The sequence below is a fragment of the Rhodoferax sp. genome (assembly GCF_025354435.1).
Classification (GTDB): Bacteria; Pseudomonadota; Gammaproteobacteria; order Burkholderiales; family Burkholderiaceae_C; genus Rhodoferax_B.
The window spans coordinates 115,858-131,039 of the sequence record NZ_JANXMU010000073.1 but is presented as its reverse complement, the minus strand read 5'-3'; the positions used below and the strand labels follow the sequence as shown (position 1 = coordinate 131,039).

The 15,182-nt window shown below is 60.0% G+C and carries 18 protein-coding genes; 3 read left to right on the top strand and 15 right to left on the bottom strand.

Translation table 11 applies throughout. From position 1 onward, the window contains the following. Position 1: 1 nt before the first annotated feature. The 13 genes from rpsH to Q0T48_RS18475 form a co-directional block, all read right to left on the bottom strand. On the bottom strand, positions 2-397 hold the full coding sequence (gene rpsH / locus Q0T48_RS18535; protein WP_295959402.1) for a 30S ribosomal protein S8: 396 nt from the start codon (positions 395-397) through the stop codon (positions 2-4). A 21-nt stretch (positions 398-418) separates the two neighbouring features. Continuing rightward, on the bottom strand, positions 419-724 hold the full coding sequence (gene rpsN / locus Q0T48_RS18530; RefSeq protein WP_295959399.1) for a 30S ribosomal protein S14: 306 nt from the start codon (positions 722-724) through the stop codon (positions 419-421). An 8-nt stretch (positions 725-732) separates the two neighbouring features. Beyond that, positions 733-1,272 (bottom strand): 50S ribosomal protein L5, encoded by a 540-nt coding sequence (rplE, locus tag Q0T48_RS18525; RefSeq protein WP_295959396.1) that lies wholly within the window; start codon positions 1,270-1,272, stop codon positions 733-735. Between the two features lie 2 nt (positions 1,273-1,274). Then, positions 1,275-1,595, bottom strand: a complete 321-nt coding sequence (rplX, locus tag Q0T48_RS18520; RefSeq protein WP_295959393.1) for a 50S ribosomal protein L24 — start codon at positions 1,593-1,595, stop codon at positions 1,275-1,277. Positions 1,596-1,604: 9 nt separating this feature from the next. Beyond that, complete coding sequence (gene rplN, locus Q0T48_RS18515) at positions 1,605-1,973, bottom strand: 50S ribosomal protein L14 (RefSeq protein ID WP_068674584.1); 369 nt, start codon at positions 1,971-1,973, stop codon at positions 1,605-1,607. Between the two features lie 204 nt (positions 1,974-2,177). Then, a complete protein-coding gene (locus tag Q0T48_RS18510; RefSeq protein ID WP_295959377.1) occupies positions 2,178-2,996 on the bottom strand; it encodes an HAD-IIB family hydrolase in 819 nt (272 codons plus the stop codon). Next, positions 2,993-4,591, bottom strand: coding sequence for a glycerol-3-phosphate dehydrogenase/oxidase (locus Q0T48_RS18505; protein ID WP_295959375.1), 1,599 nt, complete (start codon positions 4,589-4,591; stop codon positions 2,993-2,995). Before Q0T48_RS18505 ends, Q0T48_RS18510 begins: the two co-directional genes overlap by 4 nt. Positions 4,592-4,768: 177 nt before the next feature. Then, entirely contained in the window at positions 4,769-6,499 is a 1,731-nt protein-coding gene (locus tag Q0T48_RS18500; protein ID WP_295959371.1) for an ABC transporter substrate-binding protein, read from the bottom strand. 90 nt (positions 6,500-6,589) lie between these two features. Continuing rightward, positions 6,590-6,898 carry a DUF2160 domain-containing protein gene (locus Q0T48_RS18495; RefSeq protein WP_295959368.1) on the bottom strand — a complete coding sequence of 103 codons (309 nt, stop codon included), beginning with the start codon at positions 6,896-6,898 and terminating at the stop codon, positions 6,590-6,592. 21 nt (positions 6,899-6,919) lie between these two features. Continuing rightward, positions 6,920-7,732, bottom strand: coding sequence for a carbohydrate ABC transporter permease (locus tag Q0T48_RS18490; protein ID WP_295959366.1), 813 nt, complete (start codon positions 7,730-7,732; stop codon positions 6,920-6,922). Continuing rightward, complete coding sequence (locus tag Q0T48_RS18485; RefSeq protein WP_295959362.1) at positions 7,725-8,618, bottom strand: sugar ABC transporter permease; 894 nt, start codon at positions 8,616-8,618, stop codon at positions 7,725-7,727. Before Q0T48_RS18485 ends, Q0T48_RS18490 begins: the two co-directional genes overlap by 8 nt. Beyond that, positions 8,615-9,685 carry an ABC transporter ATP-binding protein gene (locus Q0T48_RS18480; RefSeq protein ID WP_295959360.1) on the bottom strand — a complete coding sequence of 357 codons (1,071 nt, stop codon included), beginning with the start codon at positions 9,683-9,685 and terminating at the stop codon, positions 8,615-8,617. The genes Q0T48_RS18485 and Q0T48_RS18480 overlap by 4 nt, the downstream gene beginning before the upstream one ends. Continuing rightward, positions 9,685-10,773: an ABC transporter ATP-binding protein gene (locus tag Q0T48_RS18475; protein WP_295959357.1), complete on the bottom strand. Its 1,089-nt coding sequence runs from the start codon at positions 10,771-10,773 to the stop codon at positions 9,685-9,687. Before Q0T48_RS18475 ends, Q0T48_RS18480 begins: the two co-directional genes overlap by 1 nt. 149 nt (positions 10,774-10,922) lie before the next feature. Here Q0T48_RS18475 and Q0T48_RS18470 point away from each other — a divergent pair, with 149 nt between their 5' ends. From Q0T48_RS18470 to Q0T48_RS18460, 3 genes are all read left to right on the top strand, one after another. Then, on the top strand, positions 10,923-11,690 hold the full coding sequence (locus tag Q0T48_RS18470; protein ID WP_295959355.1) for a DeoR/GlpR family DNA-binding transcription regulator: 768 nt from the start codon (positions 10,923-10,925) through the stop codon (positions 11,688-11,690). A gap of 7 nt (positions 11,691-11,697) precedes the next feature. Further along, a complete protein-coding gene (glpK, locus tag Q0T48_RS18465; RefSeq protein ID WP_295959351.1) occupies positions 11,698-13,191 on the top strand; it encodes a glycerol kinase GlpK in 1,494 nt (497 codons plus the stop codon). 120 nt (positions 13,192-13,311) lie between these two features. Further along, the gene (locus Q0T48_RS18460) at positions 13,312-13,572 is read left to right on the top strand and encodes a hypothetical protein (protein WP_295959348.1); all 261 of its coding nucleotides are present in this window, start codon (positions 13,312-13,314) and stop codon (positions 13,570-13,572) included. 126 nt (positions 13,573-13,698) lie between these two features. Here Q0T48_RS18460 and Q0T48_RS18455 read toward each other — a convergent pair whose 3' ends face one another. Next, positions 13,699-14,748, bottom strand: coding sequence for a DMT family transporter (locus tag Q0T48_RS18455; RefSeq protein ID WP_295959346.1), 1,050 nt, complete (start codon positions 14,746-14,748; stop codon positions 13,699-13,701). Between the two features lie 2 nt (positions 14,749-14,750). Further along, positions 14,751-15,182 carry a Cd(II)/Pb(II)-responsive transcriptional regulator gene (cadR, locus tag Q0T48_RS18450; RefSeq protein ID WP_295959343.1) on the bottom strand — a complete coding sequence of 144 codons (432 nt, stop codon included), beginning with the start codon at positions 15,180-15,182 and terminating at the stop codon, positions 14,751-14,753.

Here is a 15,182-nt window from a genome sequence, read left to right as displayed (position 1 = left end):
CTTAAGCGACGTAGCACAAGACTTCGCCACCGATACCGGTTGCGCGGGCTTTGCGGTCCGTCATCACGCCTTGCGGAGTGGTAACAATTGCCACACCCAAGCCATTCATGACTTGAGGAATGGCGCCGTGGCCTTTATAAACACGTAAGCCGGGACGGCTAACGCGCTCAATACGTTCGATCACAGGGCGACCGGCGTAATATTTCAAGGTAATTTCTAGTTCGCTTTTGCCAGCTTCGGTTTTCACCTGGAAGCCGTCAATGTAGCCCTCGTCTTTCAAGACTTGGGCAATCGCGACCTTCACTTTGGATGAAGGAATCGATACAGTCGTTTTGGCCACCATTTGCGCGTTGCGGATGCGAGTCAGCAAGTCGGCGATGGGATCACTCATACTCATGTTTAGGTTCTCCTGCCTTACTTACCAGCTGGCCTTGACCATACCGGGGATATCGCCAGCAAAAGCCAGTTCGCGAATTTTTGCGCGAGCCAGACCAAACTGACGGAATGTTCCACGAGGACGACCCGTGATGGCGCAACGGTTACGTTGGCGCGTCGGGTTTGCATTGCGTGGAAGCTTTTGCAAAGCCAAGCGCGCCGCAGCACGCTCGTCGTCGGTCTTCTTGGCATCGGTCGAAATTGCTTTCAACTCTGCGTGTTTTGCTGCGTACTTGGCAACCAATTGGTCACGCTTGAGTTCACGCTGAATCAGAGCTTGTTTAGCCACACGTCACCTCAGTTCTTGAACGGAAAACGGAACCCGGCGAGCAGTGCTTTGCACTCTTCGTCATTCTTGGCCGTTGTCGTGATGCTGATATTGAGACCGCGCAAGGCATCAACCTTGTCGTACTCGATTTCAGGAAAAATGATCTGCTCTTTCACGCCGATGTTGTAATTACCACGGCCATCAAAAGCACGACCAGAGATACCACGGAAGTCACGTACACGGGGCAGAGCCACGGTGACGAAACGATCCAGGAACTCAAACATCTGCACGCCGCGCAAAGTCACCATGCAACCGATGGCCTGGCCTTCACGGATTTTGAAACCCGCAATAGCCTTCTTAGCCTTGGTCACGACTGGGCGCTGGCCGGCAATCTTGGTCAAGTCGGCAACTGCGTTGTCAATGACCTTCTTGTCGGATACCGCTTCGCTCACACCCATATTCAGGGTGATCTTGGTAAAGCGAGGAACTTGCATCGGCGAGGTGTAGCCAAACTTGGCCATCAGATCAGGAGCAACCTTGTCGCGATAGAGTTGTTGTAGACGTGCCATGCTCATGCAACCTTGATTTCTTCGCCGCTAGACTTGTAAACGCGTGTGCGCTTGCCATCTGCCAGCAACTTGATTCCAACACGATCAGCCTTGCCGGTAGCCGCATTAAAGATGGCTACGTTGGACTGGTGAATGGGCATATTCTTTTCAATAATGCCGCCTGCCTCGCCCTTCATGGGATTCGGTTTAGCGTGCTTCTTGACCATATTGATGCCATCGACCAACAGGTACGAGTCATCTTTACGCAGCGCCACAGTGCCGCGCTTGCCTTTGTCGCGGCCGGTGAGCACAACGACTTGGTCGCCTTTGCGAATTTTGTTCATGTTGCGTCCTTACAGAACTTCAGGAGCCAGGGACACGATCTTCATGAACTTTTCGGTACGCAATTCACGCGTCACGGGTCCAAAGATGCGGGTGCCAATGGGCTCCAGCTTTGCGTTGAGCAACACTGCTGCGTTGCCGTCGAATTTGACCAGCGAACCGTCTGCACGACGAATGCCTTTGGCCGTGCGCACCACCACTGCACTATAGATCTCGCCTTTTTTGACGCGACCACGTGGAGCGGCTTCTTTAATGCTCACTTTGATGACGTCGCCAACGCTTGCATAGCGACGCTTGGACCCGCCCAGCACCTTGATGCAGAGAACGGATTTCGCGCCAGTATTGTCGGCAACATCTAACCGGGATTCAGTTTGGATCATGTCTATGTTTTCCCAACTTGCATCAGTTGAACCGGTTTATCACCAGCTCGCCTGATCAGTCTTGGGCCCGTCGTCCACGCTACAAACCACTCATAGCGCTTCCTTTGGGCAGAAGCATCGCTTTTTAGGAGCGAAGCCTTCGATTATGCAGAGTATTTGACAACACGTCAACACCCTGCCAAGAAAAACCACCAATGAGCGCCATCAGCGCGCGGCCAACACGGCAAAAGCCACCTCTGCAAAGCCCGCACCCCGCTCCTTGAAGGTGATGTAACGGGGTTTGCAAGCCATCTGCGATTCAAATCTGCGCACATTGGCGACACCGATACTGTTTGGCAAGGCGTCAAACATACGTTGGTCGTTGGTGGAGTCGCCCACGTAGGCCCAGAGATCGCGCTCTGCGGCCATGTCGCGCCCCAGCAAGGTCTTGACGATCCAGCATGCCCCCACCCATTTGTCATGCCCGCCATACCAGCCATTGATATGGATGGAGCTGATCGTGGCGTGCATGCCCTCAGATTGCAAAATTGCCACGACCTGGGCGATCTTGTCGGATGGCAGTTGGGTAAATTCGCTGTGGTCGATGGCGATGTCGGTTTCACGCCCTAGGGAGTCCTCTGACAACTGGGCCCCGGGCACTTCAGCCAGTACCCGCTGCGCAACTTGCTGCATGCGTGCAAAGTTGGTGCGACGCGTAGCGGCATCCTGGATATACAGTTTTGATAGCTGTTCGTGCAGACAGCACCTATGCTGGAGGCCGATTTGGCTTAAATTTTGAAGCGCAACAGCACCATTTTCTGCCACGATCGCATCGACCGGCCAGGTACACGCAAAGGGCTCGCTCCAAGCCACAGGGCGGCCGGTGATGGCAATCACGACTAAACCCGCTGCCTTCAGGTCCGCCAAGGCCTGCAGTGCATCGGCGGTGATGGCTCCATCGGTCGTCAGGGTGTCGTCGATGTCGGTCAGTACGCCCACCAGGCCACGCCGCGCCGCCAGCGGCCATTGCGCCAGGGGCTTCACGCGGGCAGGGTCACATAGAGTTGCGCCAAAGCAACAAATGCATCGGTTTGAGGATCGACACCGGTTTCTTCTTGCAGGATTGCGGCTACCGCCGGGGCCAACGTGGCGGCCAACCGTGCGTCGAGGAAGAGCAAGCGACTGCGCCGAGCCAGCACATCTTCCACGGTACGGGCGTATTCAAAACGCGCCGCAAAACGTACCATGCCCTCGGTGACCCCACCGCCCAGCCAACGATCTCCACCGGGTAAGGTCTGGACGATGGGCTGCTCTGTGCCGTAGGCATGCAGACCGGGCGCGTCACTGATTTTGGGGCGCTGGGCATCTACGGCCACACCGGCCCCCACCAAGCGCAAAGTGGAAGTTGTGCCAGGCTTGCGCGGTTGCAGCAGATGCGCGTCAAAACATTTGTCCAGCACGTCCTCGGCCATGGCGCGGTAGGTAGTCCACTTGCCGCCGGTCACGGTGACGAGGCCGCTTTTACTGACCAATACCGTGTGCTCGCGGCTGATACCTTTGGTGTTACCGCCATCGTCATCCTGTGGCTTGACCAGCGGACGCAGGCCGACCCAGACGCTTTTCACATCGGCACGCGTAGGGGCGCGGCTGAGATAGCGGGCGGACTCACTCAGGATGAACTCCACTTCTTCCTTGAAAGGCCGCGGCTCGCGAGCCAGGTCTTCGCGCGGCGTGTCGGTGGTGCCCAGAATGACTTTGCCTAGCCAAGGCACGGCGAACAGCACACGGCCATCGGCCGTTTTGGGTACCAGCATGGCGTGGTCGCCGGGTAGAAATTCACGGTCCACCACGATGTGTACGCCCTGGCTGGGGGCCACCATGGGTTTGGCCACCCGGCCCGTAGCTTCACCGTCTTGCTGGCGGAATGCATCGACCCAGACACCGGTGGCGTTCACTACGCAGCCCGCCCGCAGTGTGATCTTGGCACCGGTTTCACGGTCTTCGCAGTGCACACCGGCAACTTTGCCGTCTTCATGCAGCAAACCGGTGGCGGCGCAGTAATTGACCACCACCGCACCGTGGGCGGCGGCCGTGCGGGCCAGCACCAGGGCCAACCGCGCATCGTCAAATTGACCATCCCAGTACTTTACGCCGCCCTTGAGGCCCTGGGCCTGGACGGTAGGCAAGTACTGCAGGGTTTTATTGCGCCCTAAAAATTCTGTGGGGCCCAAGCCAGCCTTGCCTGCCAAGGCATCGTACATCTTCAAACCAATGCCGTAAAACGGCGTATCCAGTAACTTGTACGAGGGCATCACAAAGGCCAGCGGCTGGGCCAGATGCGGCGCGTTGTGCAGCAGCGTGGTGCGCTCGTGCAGCGCCTCGCGCACCAAGGCGATGTTGCCCTGGGCCAGATAGCGTACGCCGCCGTGCACCAGCTTGGTCGCCCGCGACGAGGTGCCTTTGGCAAAGTCGTGTGACTCGACCAGAGCCACGCTGAAGCCCCGCGCAGCGGCATCCAGCGCCACGCCCAGGCCAGTGGCCCCACCACCAATCACCACCACATCAAAGCGGGCGGGGGCGGTCAATTGCGCCATCAATGCAGAACGCAAGGTAGCCAGGGGTGGAGATGCGAGTGTCATAACCTAAATTTCACCAATCAAACAAACCCACCAAGCGCGAAGCATGCCGGGCTCAAAAAAAAGCCGCGTGTACAGAGTCCACGCGGCGAGACGCATAAAGCTTATGGCATCTGTGTTAACGCTTTCCACTGCATGCACTGGGTGCAAAGCATCCCAAGGCATGAAAGTGCTTGCACGTTAACGGACCTTGCCATTCTTCCATGCGTTCAGCAGCGTGTCGTAGGCAATGGTTTCGCCCTTGGGTTTTTCGTTCGCCAGCTTCTTCCATGGGGCATGGGCATCGCTCAGGTACTTGTTCGGATCGCCCTTGGGGGTTAGCTTGGGGGCGCAATGGGCCATACCCGCACGTTCGAGGCGGGACATCACGTTGTCCATCTCGTCGGCCAGGTTGTCCATGGCTTTTTGCGGCGTCTTCTCGCCCGTTACAGCCTCGGCCACATTCTTCCACCACAGCTGCGCCAGCTTGGGGTAGTCAGGCACATTGGTCCCGGTGGGAGTCCAGGCCACGCGCGCCGGGCTGCGGTAGAACTCAATCAAACCACCATATTTATTGGCGTTTTGTGTGAAGTAGTCGGCGCGGATATCGCTGTCGCGGATGAAGGTCAGGCCGGTGATGGACTTCTTCAACGATACGGTCTTGCTGGTCACAAACTGGGCGTACAGCCAGGCAGCCGCCACTTTGTTGGCATCGTGGTCCTTGAAGAAGGTCCACGAACCCACGTCCTGGTAGCCGTTTTGCATGCCGGGCTTCCAGTACGGGCCATTCGGGCCGGGGGCCATGCGCCATTTGGGTGTGCCGTCGGCGTTCACCACGGGCAGACCGGGCTTGACCATATCGGCGGTAAACGCGGTGTACCAGAAGATTTGCTGGGCAATCTGGCCTTGCGCAGGCACCGGGCCAGACTCACCGAAGGTCATACCCATGGCCTCCTTGGGCGCGAACTTCTTCATCCAGTCGATGTACTTGGTCAAGGCATACACGGCCGCGGGCGAATTGGTGGCACCGCCGCGCGAAACCGATGCGCCCACCGGTGTGCACTTGTCGTCGGCCACCTTGATGCCCCACTCATCGATCGGCATGCCGTTGGGAATGCCTACGTCGGCCGCACCGGCCATGGACAGCCAGGCATCGGTGAAACGCCAACCCAGGGACGGGTCTTTTTTGCCGTAGTCCATGTGGCCATAGATAGGCTTGCCGTCGATGGTCTTCACGTCTTCACTGAAAAACGCTGCGATGTCTTCGTAAGCGCTCCAGTTCAGTGGCACACCCAGGTCGTAGCCGTACTTGCCTTTGAACTTGTCTTTCAGGTCCTGGCGCGCGAACAGGTCGGCACGGAACCAGTACAGGTTGGCAAACTGCTGGTCTGGCAGTTGGTACATCTTCTTGTCGGGCGCAGTGGTGAAGCTGGTGCCGATGAAGTCCTTCAAATCCAGGTCTGGATTGGTGAACTCTTTGCCGGTGCCGGTCATGTAGTCGGACAACGCCAGAATCTTGCCGTAGCGGTAGTGTGTGCCGATCAGGTCCGAATCCGAAATCCAGCCGTCGTAAATCGACTTGCCCGACTGCATCGAGGTCTGCAGTTTTTCGACCACGTCGCCCTCTTGGATCACGTCGTGTTTGACCTTGATGCCGGTGATTTCTTCAAACGCCTTGGCCAAGGTTTTCGACTCGTACTCATGGGTCGTCAGGGTCTCGGACACCACCGAAATCTCCTTCACGCCCTTGGCTTGCAGCTTCTTGGCGGCTTCAATGAACCACTTCATTTCAGCCGCTTGCTTGTCCTTGCTCAAGGTCGAAGGCTGGAACTCGCTGTCGATCCACTTTTTGGCCGCCGCCTCATCGGCAAAAGCGTGGCCGGTCAGCGCGCAAGCCGCTGCAATGGCCAGTATGGAATAACGCATCTTCATGTCTCGTCTCCTCATTGGTGTACCCCCATTTCGACAAAAGGCTTGCTCGGCTCTGGGGGAAATAAAAGCCGAATCCTGGAAACTTCTTGTTTAACCCTTGCGCATGACCAGCGCCAAAACCGCCATGGACACCACAAAGCTGATCCAGATCGACGGATCTCCGTCCAGTTGGAACCACTCGGCAAACTTACCGCTCAGGCCCACAAAAGCCAGATTCACATAGGCCGCGCTCAGCAAGCCAATGAACAGGCGGTCACCACGGGTGGTTTCCATTGGCAAAAAGCCGCGCCGCAAGGTGGTGGGCGACTTGATCTCCCACACGGTCATACCCGCCAGCATTAAAGCGATACAGATAAAAAATACTGCGACCGGCAAGGTCCACGCCATCCACTCAAACATACAAATCTCCTGTTGGTCGGATCACACACGGCCCATCGCAAAACCTTTTGCGATGTAGTTCCGCACAAACCAGATCACGATGGCACCTGGAACGATGGTCAATACCCCCGCGGCGGCCAACGTCGCCCAGTCCATGCCGGATGCCGACACGGTGCGCGTCATGGTGGACACGATGGGCTTGGCGTTCACGCTGGTCAGGGTGCGGGCCAGCAGCAATTCGACCCAGCTGAACATGAAGCAGAAGAACGCCGCCACGCCCACACCAGCTTTGATCAACGGCAGGAAGATGGTGAGGAAAAAGCGCGGAAAGGTATAGCCGTCGATGTACGCCGTCTCGTCGATCTCGCGCGGAATGCCGCTCATGAAGCCCTCCAGAATCCACACCGCCAACGGCACGCTGAACAGCAAATGCGCCAGCGCCACCGCCAGGTGCGTGTCCATCAGGCCCACCGTGGTGTAGAGCTGGAAGAACGGCAGCAAGAACACCGCAGGCGGGGTCATGCGGTTGGTCAACAGCCAAAAGAACACATGCTTGTCGCCCAGAAAGCTGTAGCGCGAGAACGCATAGGCTGCAGGCAGCGACACGGTGAGTGTGATCACCATGTTCATGCTGACGTAGATCAGGCTGTTGATGTAGCCCGAGTACCAGGATGGATCGGTCAGAATGGTGTGGTAGTTGTCCCAGGTGAAGTGCTGGGGAAACAGCGAGAAGCTGGCCACAATCTCCTGGTTGGTCTTGAACGACATGTTGACCATCCAGTAGATGGGCAGCAGCGCGAAGAGGATGTAGGCGAACAGAAAGATCGTCCGCTTTTGAAACTTGGGCTTATTCATGGCCGCCTTCTTTTTCTTGGGTGCCGACGCGCTGCATCCAGTTGTACAAAATAAAGCACAGCAGCAGGATGATCAAAAAGTAGATCAGTGAAAACGCTGCGGCCGGGCCCAGGTCAAACTGGCCCACGGCTTTCTGCGTCAGAAACTGCGACAAGAAGGTGGTCGCATTGCCCGGCCCACCGCCCGTCAGCACAAACGGCTCGGTATAGATCATGAAGCTGTCCATGAAGCGCAACAGCACGCCAATCATCAATACGCCACGCATCTTGGGCAGTTGGATGTAGCGGAACACGGCAAACTTGCTGGCTCCGTCAATCCGCGCGGCCTGGTAGTACGCATCGGGGATAGAGCGCAAGCCCGCATAGCCCAGCAAGGCCACCAGCGGCGTCCAGTGCCACACATCCATTATCAGTACCGTCAACCAGGCATGGGCGGCATTGCCGGTGTAGCTGTAGTCGATACCCAGCCACAGCAGCGTCGCGCCCAGCAGCCCAATGTCCGAGCGGCCAAAAATCTGCCAAATGGTGCCCACCACGTTCCAGGGGATCAATAGCGACAGCGAGACAATCACCAGCACCACCGAAGCCTTCCAGCCATCGGCAGGCATCGCCAAGGCCAGCAAAACACCCAGTGGCAGTTCCACCGCCAGTACCGACAGCGAGAACGTCAGTTGGCGCAACAGCGCGGCATGCAGCTCTTCGTCGCGCATCACGGCCACAAACCACTCGGTGCCCACGAACACGCGGCGCTCGGGCGAGATGATGTCTTGCACCGAATAGTTCACCACGGTCATCAACGGAATGATGGCGGAAAACGCCACACAGATCAGCACCGGCAGTATCAAGAACCAGGCCTTCTGGTTCACCGGTTTGGTGGTAGTGCTCATGCGACGATTTCCTCATTTTGGTAGAAGCAGGTGTGCTCACCGAGTACCTGCAGCCAGACAACTTCGCCCACGGCGGGCAGTTGGACTTCTGGGCTGAGCCGGGCTTTGAGCGCCTGGCCATCCACGGTGGCCGTCAACATCACGTGGGTGCCCACGTCCTGGATCTTGGATACGGTGCACAGCAGCGCGCCAGGGGCGGCGGGCTGTGCCAACATGACGTATTCGGGCCGGACACCCAATTTGAGCGCCCCATCGGGCAAAGCGCGAGGCAGTACCCATTGCGCGCCCGCCACCCGCAAATGGCCCGAGGCAGCCTGGGCGGGTAAAAAGTTCATGCCGGGCGAGCCAATGAAGTTGCCGACAAACGTGTGGCCGGGCCGCTCGAACAGCGCATCGGCAGAGCCCACTTGCACAGCACGGCCGCGCGTCATCACCACCACCTGCTCGGCAAAGGTCAGCGCCTCCACCTGGTCGTGCGTTACGTAGATCAGTGTGAGCTTGAGTTCACGGTGGATCTGCTTGAGCTTGCGGCGCAGCTGCCATTTCAGGTGCGGATCAATGACGGTCAGCGGCTCGTCAAACAGCACGGCCGATACGTCTGGCCGCACCAGGCCACGGCCGAGCGAAATTTTCTGCTTGGCATCGGCCGCCAAATTTGCCGCGCGCTGGTTTAACTGGCCGCTCATCTCCAGCATCTCGGCAATCTCGCCCACACGCTTGTCGATCTGCGCCTGCGGCACTTTGCGGTTGCGCAGCGGGAAAGCCAGGTTTTCGGCCACCGTCATGGTGTCGTAGACCACCGGAAACTGGAACACCTGGGCAATATTGCGCTCTTGCGGGGAGGCGCGGGTCACATCTTTGCCATCAAATAAAACCGTCCCTTGCGACGGGGCCAGCAGGCCGGACATGATGTTCAGCATCGTGGTTTTGCCACAGCCCGATGGGCCCAGCAAGGCATAGGCACCACCGTCGTTGAATGTCATCTTCAGTGGCAGCAGCGCGTAGTCGCTGTCTTGCGTGGGGTTGGCGCGGTAAGCGTGCGCCAGATCCAATTCAATGCGGGCCATTAGATGGGTCCCCCTACTTTCACGTGGCGTACAGGGGCCAGCAGCAAAGCGCCCTGGGCATCAAACACGTAGGCCTGGGTGGCATGGAAGTACAAAGTCAAAGCCGTGCCCAAATCAAAATAATGCACGCCCGTGAGCTGTGCCACCAGCTCACCGATAGGCGTGGAGACGTGCACAAAGGTGTCGGAGCCCGATATCTCGGCCAGCTCGACATGCCCGGTCAACGCCACGTCGCCAGGACGGGCGTGCACCCGCAGCGCACTGGCGCGCAAACCCACGGTCAACAGGCCTCCCGGGGTGGTCGGCAGCAAAGCCAGCGCCAGCAGCGGGCCAGCCTGTAACTGCACCCCACCCGAGGCGGTGTGTGCGGCAATCAGGTTCATCGGCGGGTCGCTGAATGCCCGGGCCACACGCAGCGACTTGGGCTGGTGAAACACCTCGGCGGTAGGGCCGTACTGCAACAACTCACCGGCATCCATTACCGCGGTGTAGCCGCCCAGCAGCAAGGCTTCGCCCGGCTCGGTGGTGGCGTAGACCACGGTGGATTCCCCGGCAGCAAACAGCGAACTCAGCTCGTCGCGCAGTTCCTCGCGCAGCTTGTAATCCAGGTTGACCAGCGGCTCGTCCAGCAGCATCAGTGGCGCGGCTTTGGCCAGCGCACGGGCCAGGGCCACGCGCTGCTGTTGTCCGCCTGACAGCTCTGCCGGATAGCGGTCCAGAAACATCTCAATGTGCAGCTTTTCGGCCAGGGCACGAACGCGCTGGTCCATGTTTTTTTCACCGCGCAGCTTGAGTGGCGAGGCAATGTTGTCGCGCACCTTGAGTGATGGGTAGTTGATGAACTGCTGGTAGACCATGGCCACATTGCGCTCGCGCACCGACTGGCCAGTTACGTCCACGCTGTCCACCTTGACCCGGCCATGGGTCGGCACATCCAAGCCCGCCATGATGCGCATCAGGCTGGTTTTACCCGCCTGGGTGGCACCCAGCAGCACGGTGACCGCGCCAGGTTGGGGGGCAATACCCATCTCGTACAGCCACGTTTGCGCCCCCACCTTTTTGCTGACATTTTTCAAGCTTAACTGCATCGAGTTTCTTTACTTAAATTTACCCAAATCTTCGAATTTGATAATTATTGTTCGTTTGCGTTTCTTTTTTCCTAGGATTTACCCTTAATAAGTTCTTTGTCTTTCGTTTTAAAGTCGCCACTACGACATTTACGAAAAAACAAACATTTGTGAACCCCAACCCAAGACAACTACTGCTGCTGCAAGCCGTGCAAGGCCAAGGCTCCGTCACCGTGGACCAACTAGCTGATACGCTGGGTGTGACCCTGCAAACCGTGCGCCGCGACGTGCAGCGCATGGCCGACGACGGCCTGCTCACCCGTTTTCACGGCGGCGTGCGCGTACCCAGCTCGACCATCGAAAACATTGCCCACCCGCAACGCGAAAACCTGCACGCCGACGGCAAGGCCCGCATCGCCCGCGCGGTGGCGGCCGAGGTACCCAATGGCTGCTCGCTGATCCTCAACATCGGCACCACCACCGAGGCCATTGCCAAGGCTCTGATGCAGCACAAGGGCCTGCGCGTCATCACCAACAACCTGAACGTGGCCACGATCCTCAGCGCCAACCCGGAATGCGAAGTCATCATTGCTGGCGGCGTGGTGCGCGGCCGAGACCGCGGCGTGGTCGGCGAGGCTGCTATCGATTTCATATGCCAATTCAAGGTGGATATTGCGCTGATTGGCATTTCGGCCATAGAAACCGACGGCACGCTGCGCGACTTTGACTACCGTGAAGTCAAGGTGTCGCAGGCCATCATCCGGCAGGCCCGCGAGGTCTGGGTGGCGGCCGACAGCAGCAAGTTCAACCGCCCCGCCATGGTTGAAGTGGCCCGCCTGTCGCAAATTGACCGCCTGTTCACCGACGGCCCGGTACCCGACCCCTTCCCCGCCCTGCTGCGTGATGCCCAGGTACGTAACCATATTGCAAGCCACTAGATCTACCATGACCTACATCCTCGCCCTTGACCAAGGCACCTCTAGCTCGCGGAGCATCGTCTTCCACGCCGACGGCCACATCGTCAGCCAGTCGCAGCTCGAACTACCGCAAATCTTTCCGCAGCCCGGTTGGGTGGAACACGACCCCATGGAGATCTGGCGCACCCAGCTCACCACCGCCCGTGCCGCTCTGGCCCAGGCCGGGCTGGCGGCCAAAGACATCCGCGCCATCGGCATCACCAACCAGCGCGAAACCACCGTGGTGTGGAACCGCGCTACCGGCCAACCCATCCACCACGCCATCGTCTGGCAAGACCGGCGCGCCGAGCCCACCTGCGTGCAACTGCGCGCCGATGGCATGGCCGATGTGATCCAGCGCAAAACCGGGCTGCTGGTGGATGCCTACTTCTCGGGCACCAAGCTCAAATGGCTGCTGGACCAAGTGCCCCAGGCTCGCGCCCAGGCCGAGCGCGGCGAGCTGGCGTTTGGCACCATCGACAGCTGGCTGATGTGGCAGCTCACCGAGGGCCGGGTGCACGCCACCGATGTCAGCAACGCATCGCGCACCATGCTGTTCAATGTGCACAGCAACCAGTGGGATGCCGAGCTGCTGGCAGCGCTGGACATCCCCGCCAGCCTGATGCCCAGCGTCAAACCCAGCAGTGCACTCTACGGCGAAGTCAGCCCGGCCCTGCTGGGCCACGCCATCCCCATCGGCGGTGTGGCAGGCGACCAGCAGAGCGCGCTGTTCGGCCAGGCCTGCTTCAAGGCCGGCATGGCCAAGAACACCTACGGCACCGGCTGCTTCATGCTGATGCACACCGGCAGCACCTTTCAGACCTCGCATAACGGCCTACTCACCACCAGTGCGGCCCAGCCGTCGGCGCAGCCCGAATTCGCCATCGAAGGCAGCGTATTCGTGGGCGGCGCGGTGGTGCAGTGGCTGCGCGACGGGCTCAAGGCCATCCCCAGCAGCAGCGAAGTGCAAAGCCTGGCCCAAAGCGTGCCCGACTCGGGCGGCGTGATGTTTGTGCCCGCCTTCACCGGCCTGGGTGCGCCCTACTGGAAGCCCGAGGCGCGCGGCAGCATCACCGGCTTGAGCCGCGGCACCACGCTGGCCCATATTGCCCGCGCCGCACTGGAGAGCATTGCTTATCAATCCGCCGCCCTACTGCTGGCCATGGGCCGCGACGCGGTGCAGGCCGGGGGCATGCCCGTAGCCGAGCTGCGGGTGGACGGCGGGGCCTGCGTGAACGACCTGCTGATGCAATTCCAGGCCGATCTGCTGGGCATCCCGGTGATCCGCCCCGCCGTGACCGAAACCACCGCCCTGGGTGCCGCCTACCTGGCCGGGCTGGCGGTGGGCGTGTACCGCAATACCGACGAACTGGCCGCGCTGTGGCGGGCCGAGCGGCGCTTTCTGCCCACGCTGGGCACACAACGTGCTACGGAGTTGATGGCCCGCTGGGAGCACGCGGTACGACAGACAGTGTTGGAATAACCACTAAATTCGCCGGCAGAAAAGACAATAGAGGGTTAACCCTAAAATTGTGCTGGCGCATGACTAGGGTTAACCCTATAATTCACTCCAACGTCAACCCGATGTCTAGGAGTAAACACCATGTCCACCAATACCCTGCAACTGACCCGCGCCAACAATGCCCCTGTCAGTTCTGCTCTGCAAGAACTTTTCACCGCCGCTGGCCACCTGGTCGCCGCCCTGTCTGCCACGCTGTTCAAAACCGCCGAGCCCCGCGCCCTGACAGTGTTTGAAGAAGCCGAACAAGTGCGCAAGATGGCCGAAGCCTACGCCGACAGCGACCGTGGCTTTGCCGCTGACCTGTTCGCCGCCGCCGACCGCCACGAAATGGCAAACCGGTAATAAGCGCACACCCACCAAAAAGGAGGCTTGCCTCCTTTTTTATTCTGCTACTTTTTTAGTAGCTACTTGTGCATATTGAATATACACAAGAGGCACTTTTCTATAAATTTCTACACCGCGAAGCGCTCAGTGCCCATGGCGGTGATGGATGTCTGGAAAGTGCGCGTGGCTGTGCTGTAACGGCACATGCGGATGCGGATGGGTGTGTGGCTCTACGCCATCCCACGCAAAGTCGTGCGCATGCTGGTGGTGTCCGTCGTGCTTGTGGCGGTGTGCATGCTCTAACGCTACATGGGTGTGCGCATGCGCGTGGTGCTCGGTCAGGTGTAGCCACACGCCCGCCGCCATCAGGGCCGCAGCCATCCAAAACGCCCCGGTCGTAGGCTCGCCAAACACTAGCACCGCTATTGCCGCACCCACAAACGGTGCGACCGAGAAATACGCCCCGGTGCGGGCCGCGCCCAACCCGCGCAGGGCCAGCACAAATAGCACCAAGCTCAGCCCGTAGCCCACAAAGCCAATTCCCAGGGCCGAGGCCAGCACTGCGCCGCTGGGCCACGCCGCGCCCAGCGCCCAGCCCAGCCCGGTGTTGACCGCTCCGGCCACCAGCCCCTTGCAGCCGGCCACCCACACCGCGTCCGAGGCGGATACTTTGCGGGTCAGGTTGGTGTCGATGGCCCAGGCCAGGCAGGCGCCCAGCAGCGCCAGCGGCCCCCATCCCAGTACCGCCGCGCTGCGGCCCGACCACGCCAGCACGGCCCCGCCCGCCACGATCAGCAGCATGCCCAGCACGATGCGGCGGTCGGCATTTTCGCGGAACACCAGCCAGGCCAACACCGCCGTCAGCACCGACTCAAAATTCAGCAGCAGCGACGCACTCGCCGCCGTGGTGTGCGCCAGCCCCAGCATCAACAGCAGCGGCCCCAGCACCCCGCCAAACACAATGGCACCGGCCATCCACGGCCATTCCGCGCGTGGCAAGTCTGCGGGCCGCCAGCCCCGGTCGCGCAGCAGCCGCAGCAGAAGCAGCCCGCCACCGCTGCCCAGGTACAGCAATCCCGCCAGCAAAAACGGCGACAAGCCCCCGCCCACCAACTGCTTGGCCAGCGGCGTGCTGGCCCCGAACAATAGGGCCGCGCCCAAGGCAGGCAGGGCTGCGCGGTGTAGGGCGTTCATGCTTATCCTAAATGGGTGTGCCGCGCGGGTGAGGCGGCTAGATCCATCGCCGCCAAGCCTTGCAAAATACCGCAGGCATCCACCGCCTGCTCCGAGCCGCAGCGCTCGCGCAGGGCGGCCAGCTGCAACTTCAACTGCGCCAGCTCCCGAATCCGCTCATCCACATGGGCGATGTGCTGGTCAAACACCGCGTTGACCGCACGGCAATCGTCTGCGGGCCCATCGGCCAGCGCCAGCAGGGAATGGATTTCTGCATGGCTCATGTCCAGCGCCCGGCAATTGCGGATCAGCCGCAGTCGCTCCACATGCGCCGGGCCGTACACCCGGAAGTTGCCCGCCGTGCGCGCGGGCGCGGCCAGCAAACCCTCTTTTTCGTAGTAGCGCACCGTCTCTACCGTGCACTGGGCCACCTGCGCCAATTCGCCAATCTTCAT

What these genes read in the sequence shown, in the direction of transcription:
- Q0T48_RS18505 (WP_295959375.1), bottom strand. Translation starts at nt 4,591, where the DNA reads ATGACACTCGCATCTCCACCCCTGGCTACCTTGCGTTCTGCATTGATG.
- glpK (WP_295959351.1), top strand. Translation starts at nt 11,698, where the DNA reads ATGACCTACATCCTCGCCCTTGACCAAGGCACCTCTAGCTCGCGGAGC.
- Q0T48_RS18480 (WP_295959360.1), bottom strand. Translation starts at nt 9,685, where the DNA reads ATGGCCCGCATTGAATTGGATCTGGCGCACGCTTACCGCGCCAACCCC.
- Q0T48_RS18485 (WP_295959362.1), bottom strand. Translation starts at nt 8,618, where the DNA reads ATGAGCACTACCACCAAACCGGTGAACCAGAAGGCCTGGTTCTTGATA.
- Q0T48_RS18455 (WP_295959346.1), bottom strand. Translation starts at nt 14,748, where the DNA reads ATGAACGCCCTACACCGCGCAGCCCTGCCTGCCTTGGGCGCGGCCCTA.
- Q0T48_RS18460 (WP_295959348.1), top strand. Translation starts at nt 13,312, where the DNA reads ATGTCCACCAATACCCTGCAACTGACCCGCGCCAACAATGCCCCTGTC.
- rplX (WP_295959393.1), bottom strand. Translation starts at nt 1,595, where the DNA reads ATGAACAAAATTCGCAAAGGCGACCAAGTCGTTGTGCTCACCGGCCGC.
- Q0T48_RS18475 (WP_295959357.1), bottom strand. Translation starts at nt 10,773, where the DNA reads ATGCAGTTAAGCTTGAAAAATGTCAGCAAAAAGGTGGGGGCGCAAACG.
- rplN (WP_068674584.1), bottom strand. Translation starts at nt 1,973, where the DNA reads ATGATCCAAACTGAATCCCGGTTAGATGTTGCCGACAATACTGGCGCG.
- rplE (WP_295959396.1), bottom strand. Translation starts at nt 1,272, where the DNA reads ATGGCACGTCTACAACAACTCTATCGCGACAAGGTTGCTCCTGATCTG.
- rpsH (WP_295959402.1), bottom strand. Translation starts at nt 397, where the DNA reads ATGAGTATGAGTGATCCCATCGCCGACTTGCTGACTCGCATCCGCAAC.
- Q0T48_RS18490 (WP_295959366.1), bottom strand. Translation starts at nt 7,732, where the DNA reads ATGAATAAGCCCAAGTTTCAAAAGCGGACGATCTTTCTGTTCGCCTAC.
- Q0T48_RS18500 (WP_295959371.1), bottom strand. Translation starts at nt 6,499, where the DNA reads ATGAAGATGCGTTATTCCATACTGGCCATTGCAGCGGCTTGCGCGCTG.
- cadR (WP_295959343.1), bottom strand. Translation starts at nt 15,182, where the DNA reads ATGAAGATTGGCGAATTGGCGCAGGTGGCCCAGTGCACGGTAGAGACG.
- Q0T48_RS18495 (WP_295959368.1), bottom strand. Translation starts at nt 6,898, where the DNA reads ATGTTTGAGTGGATGGCGTGGACCTTGCCGGTCGCAGTATTTTTTATC.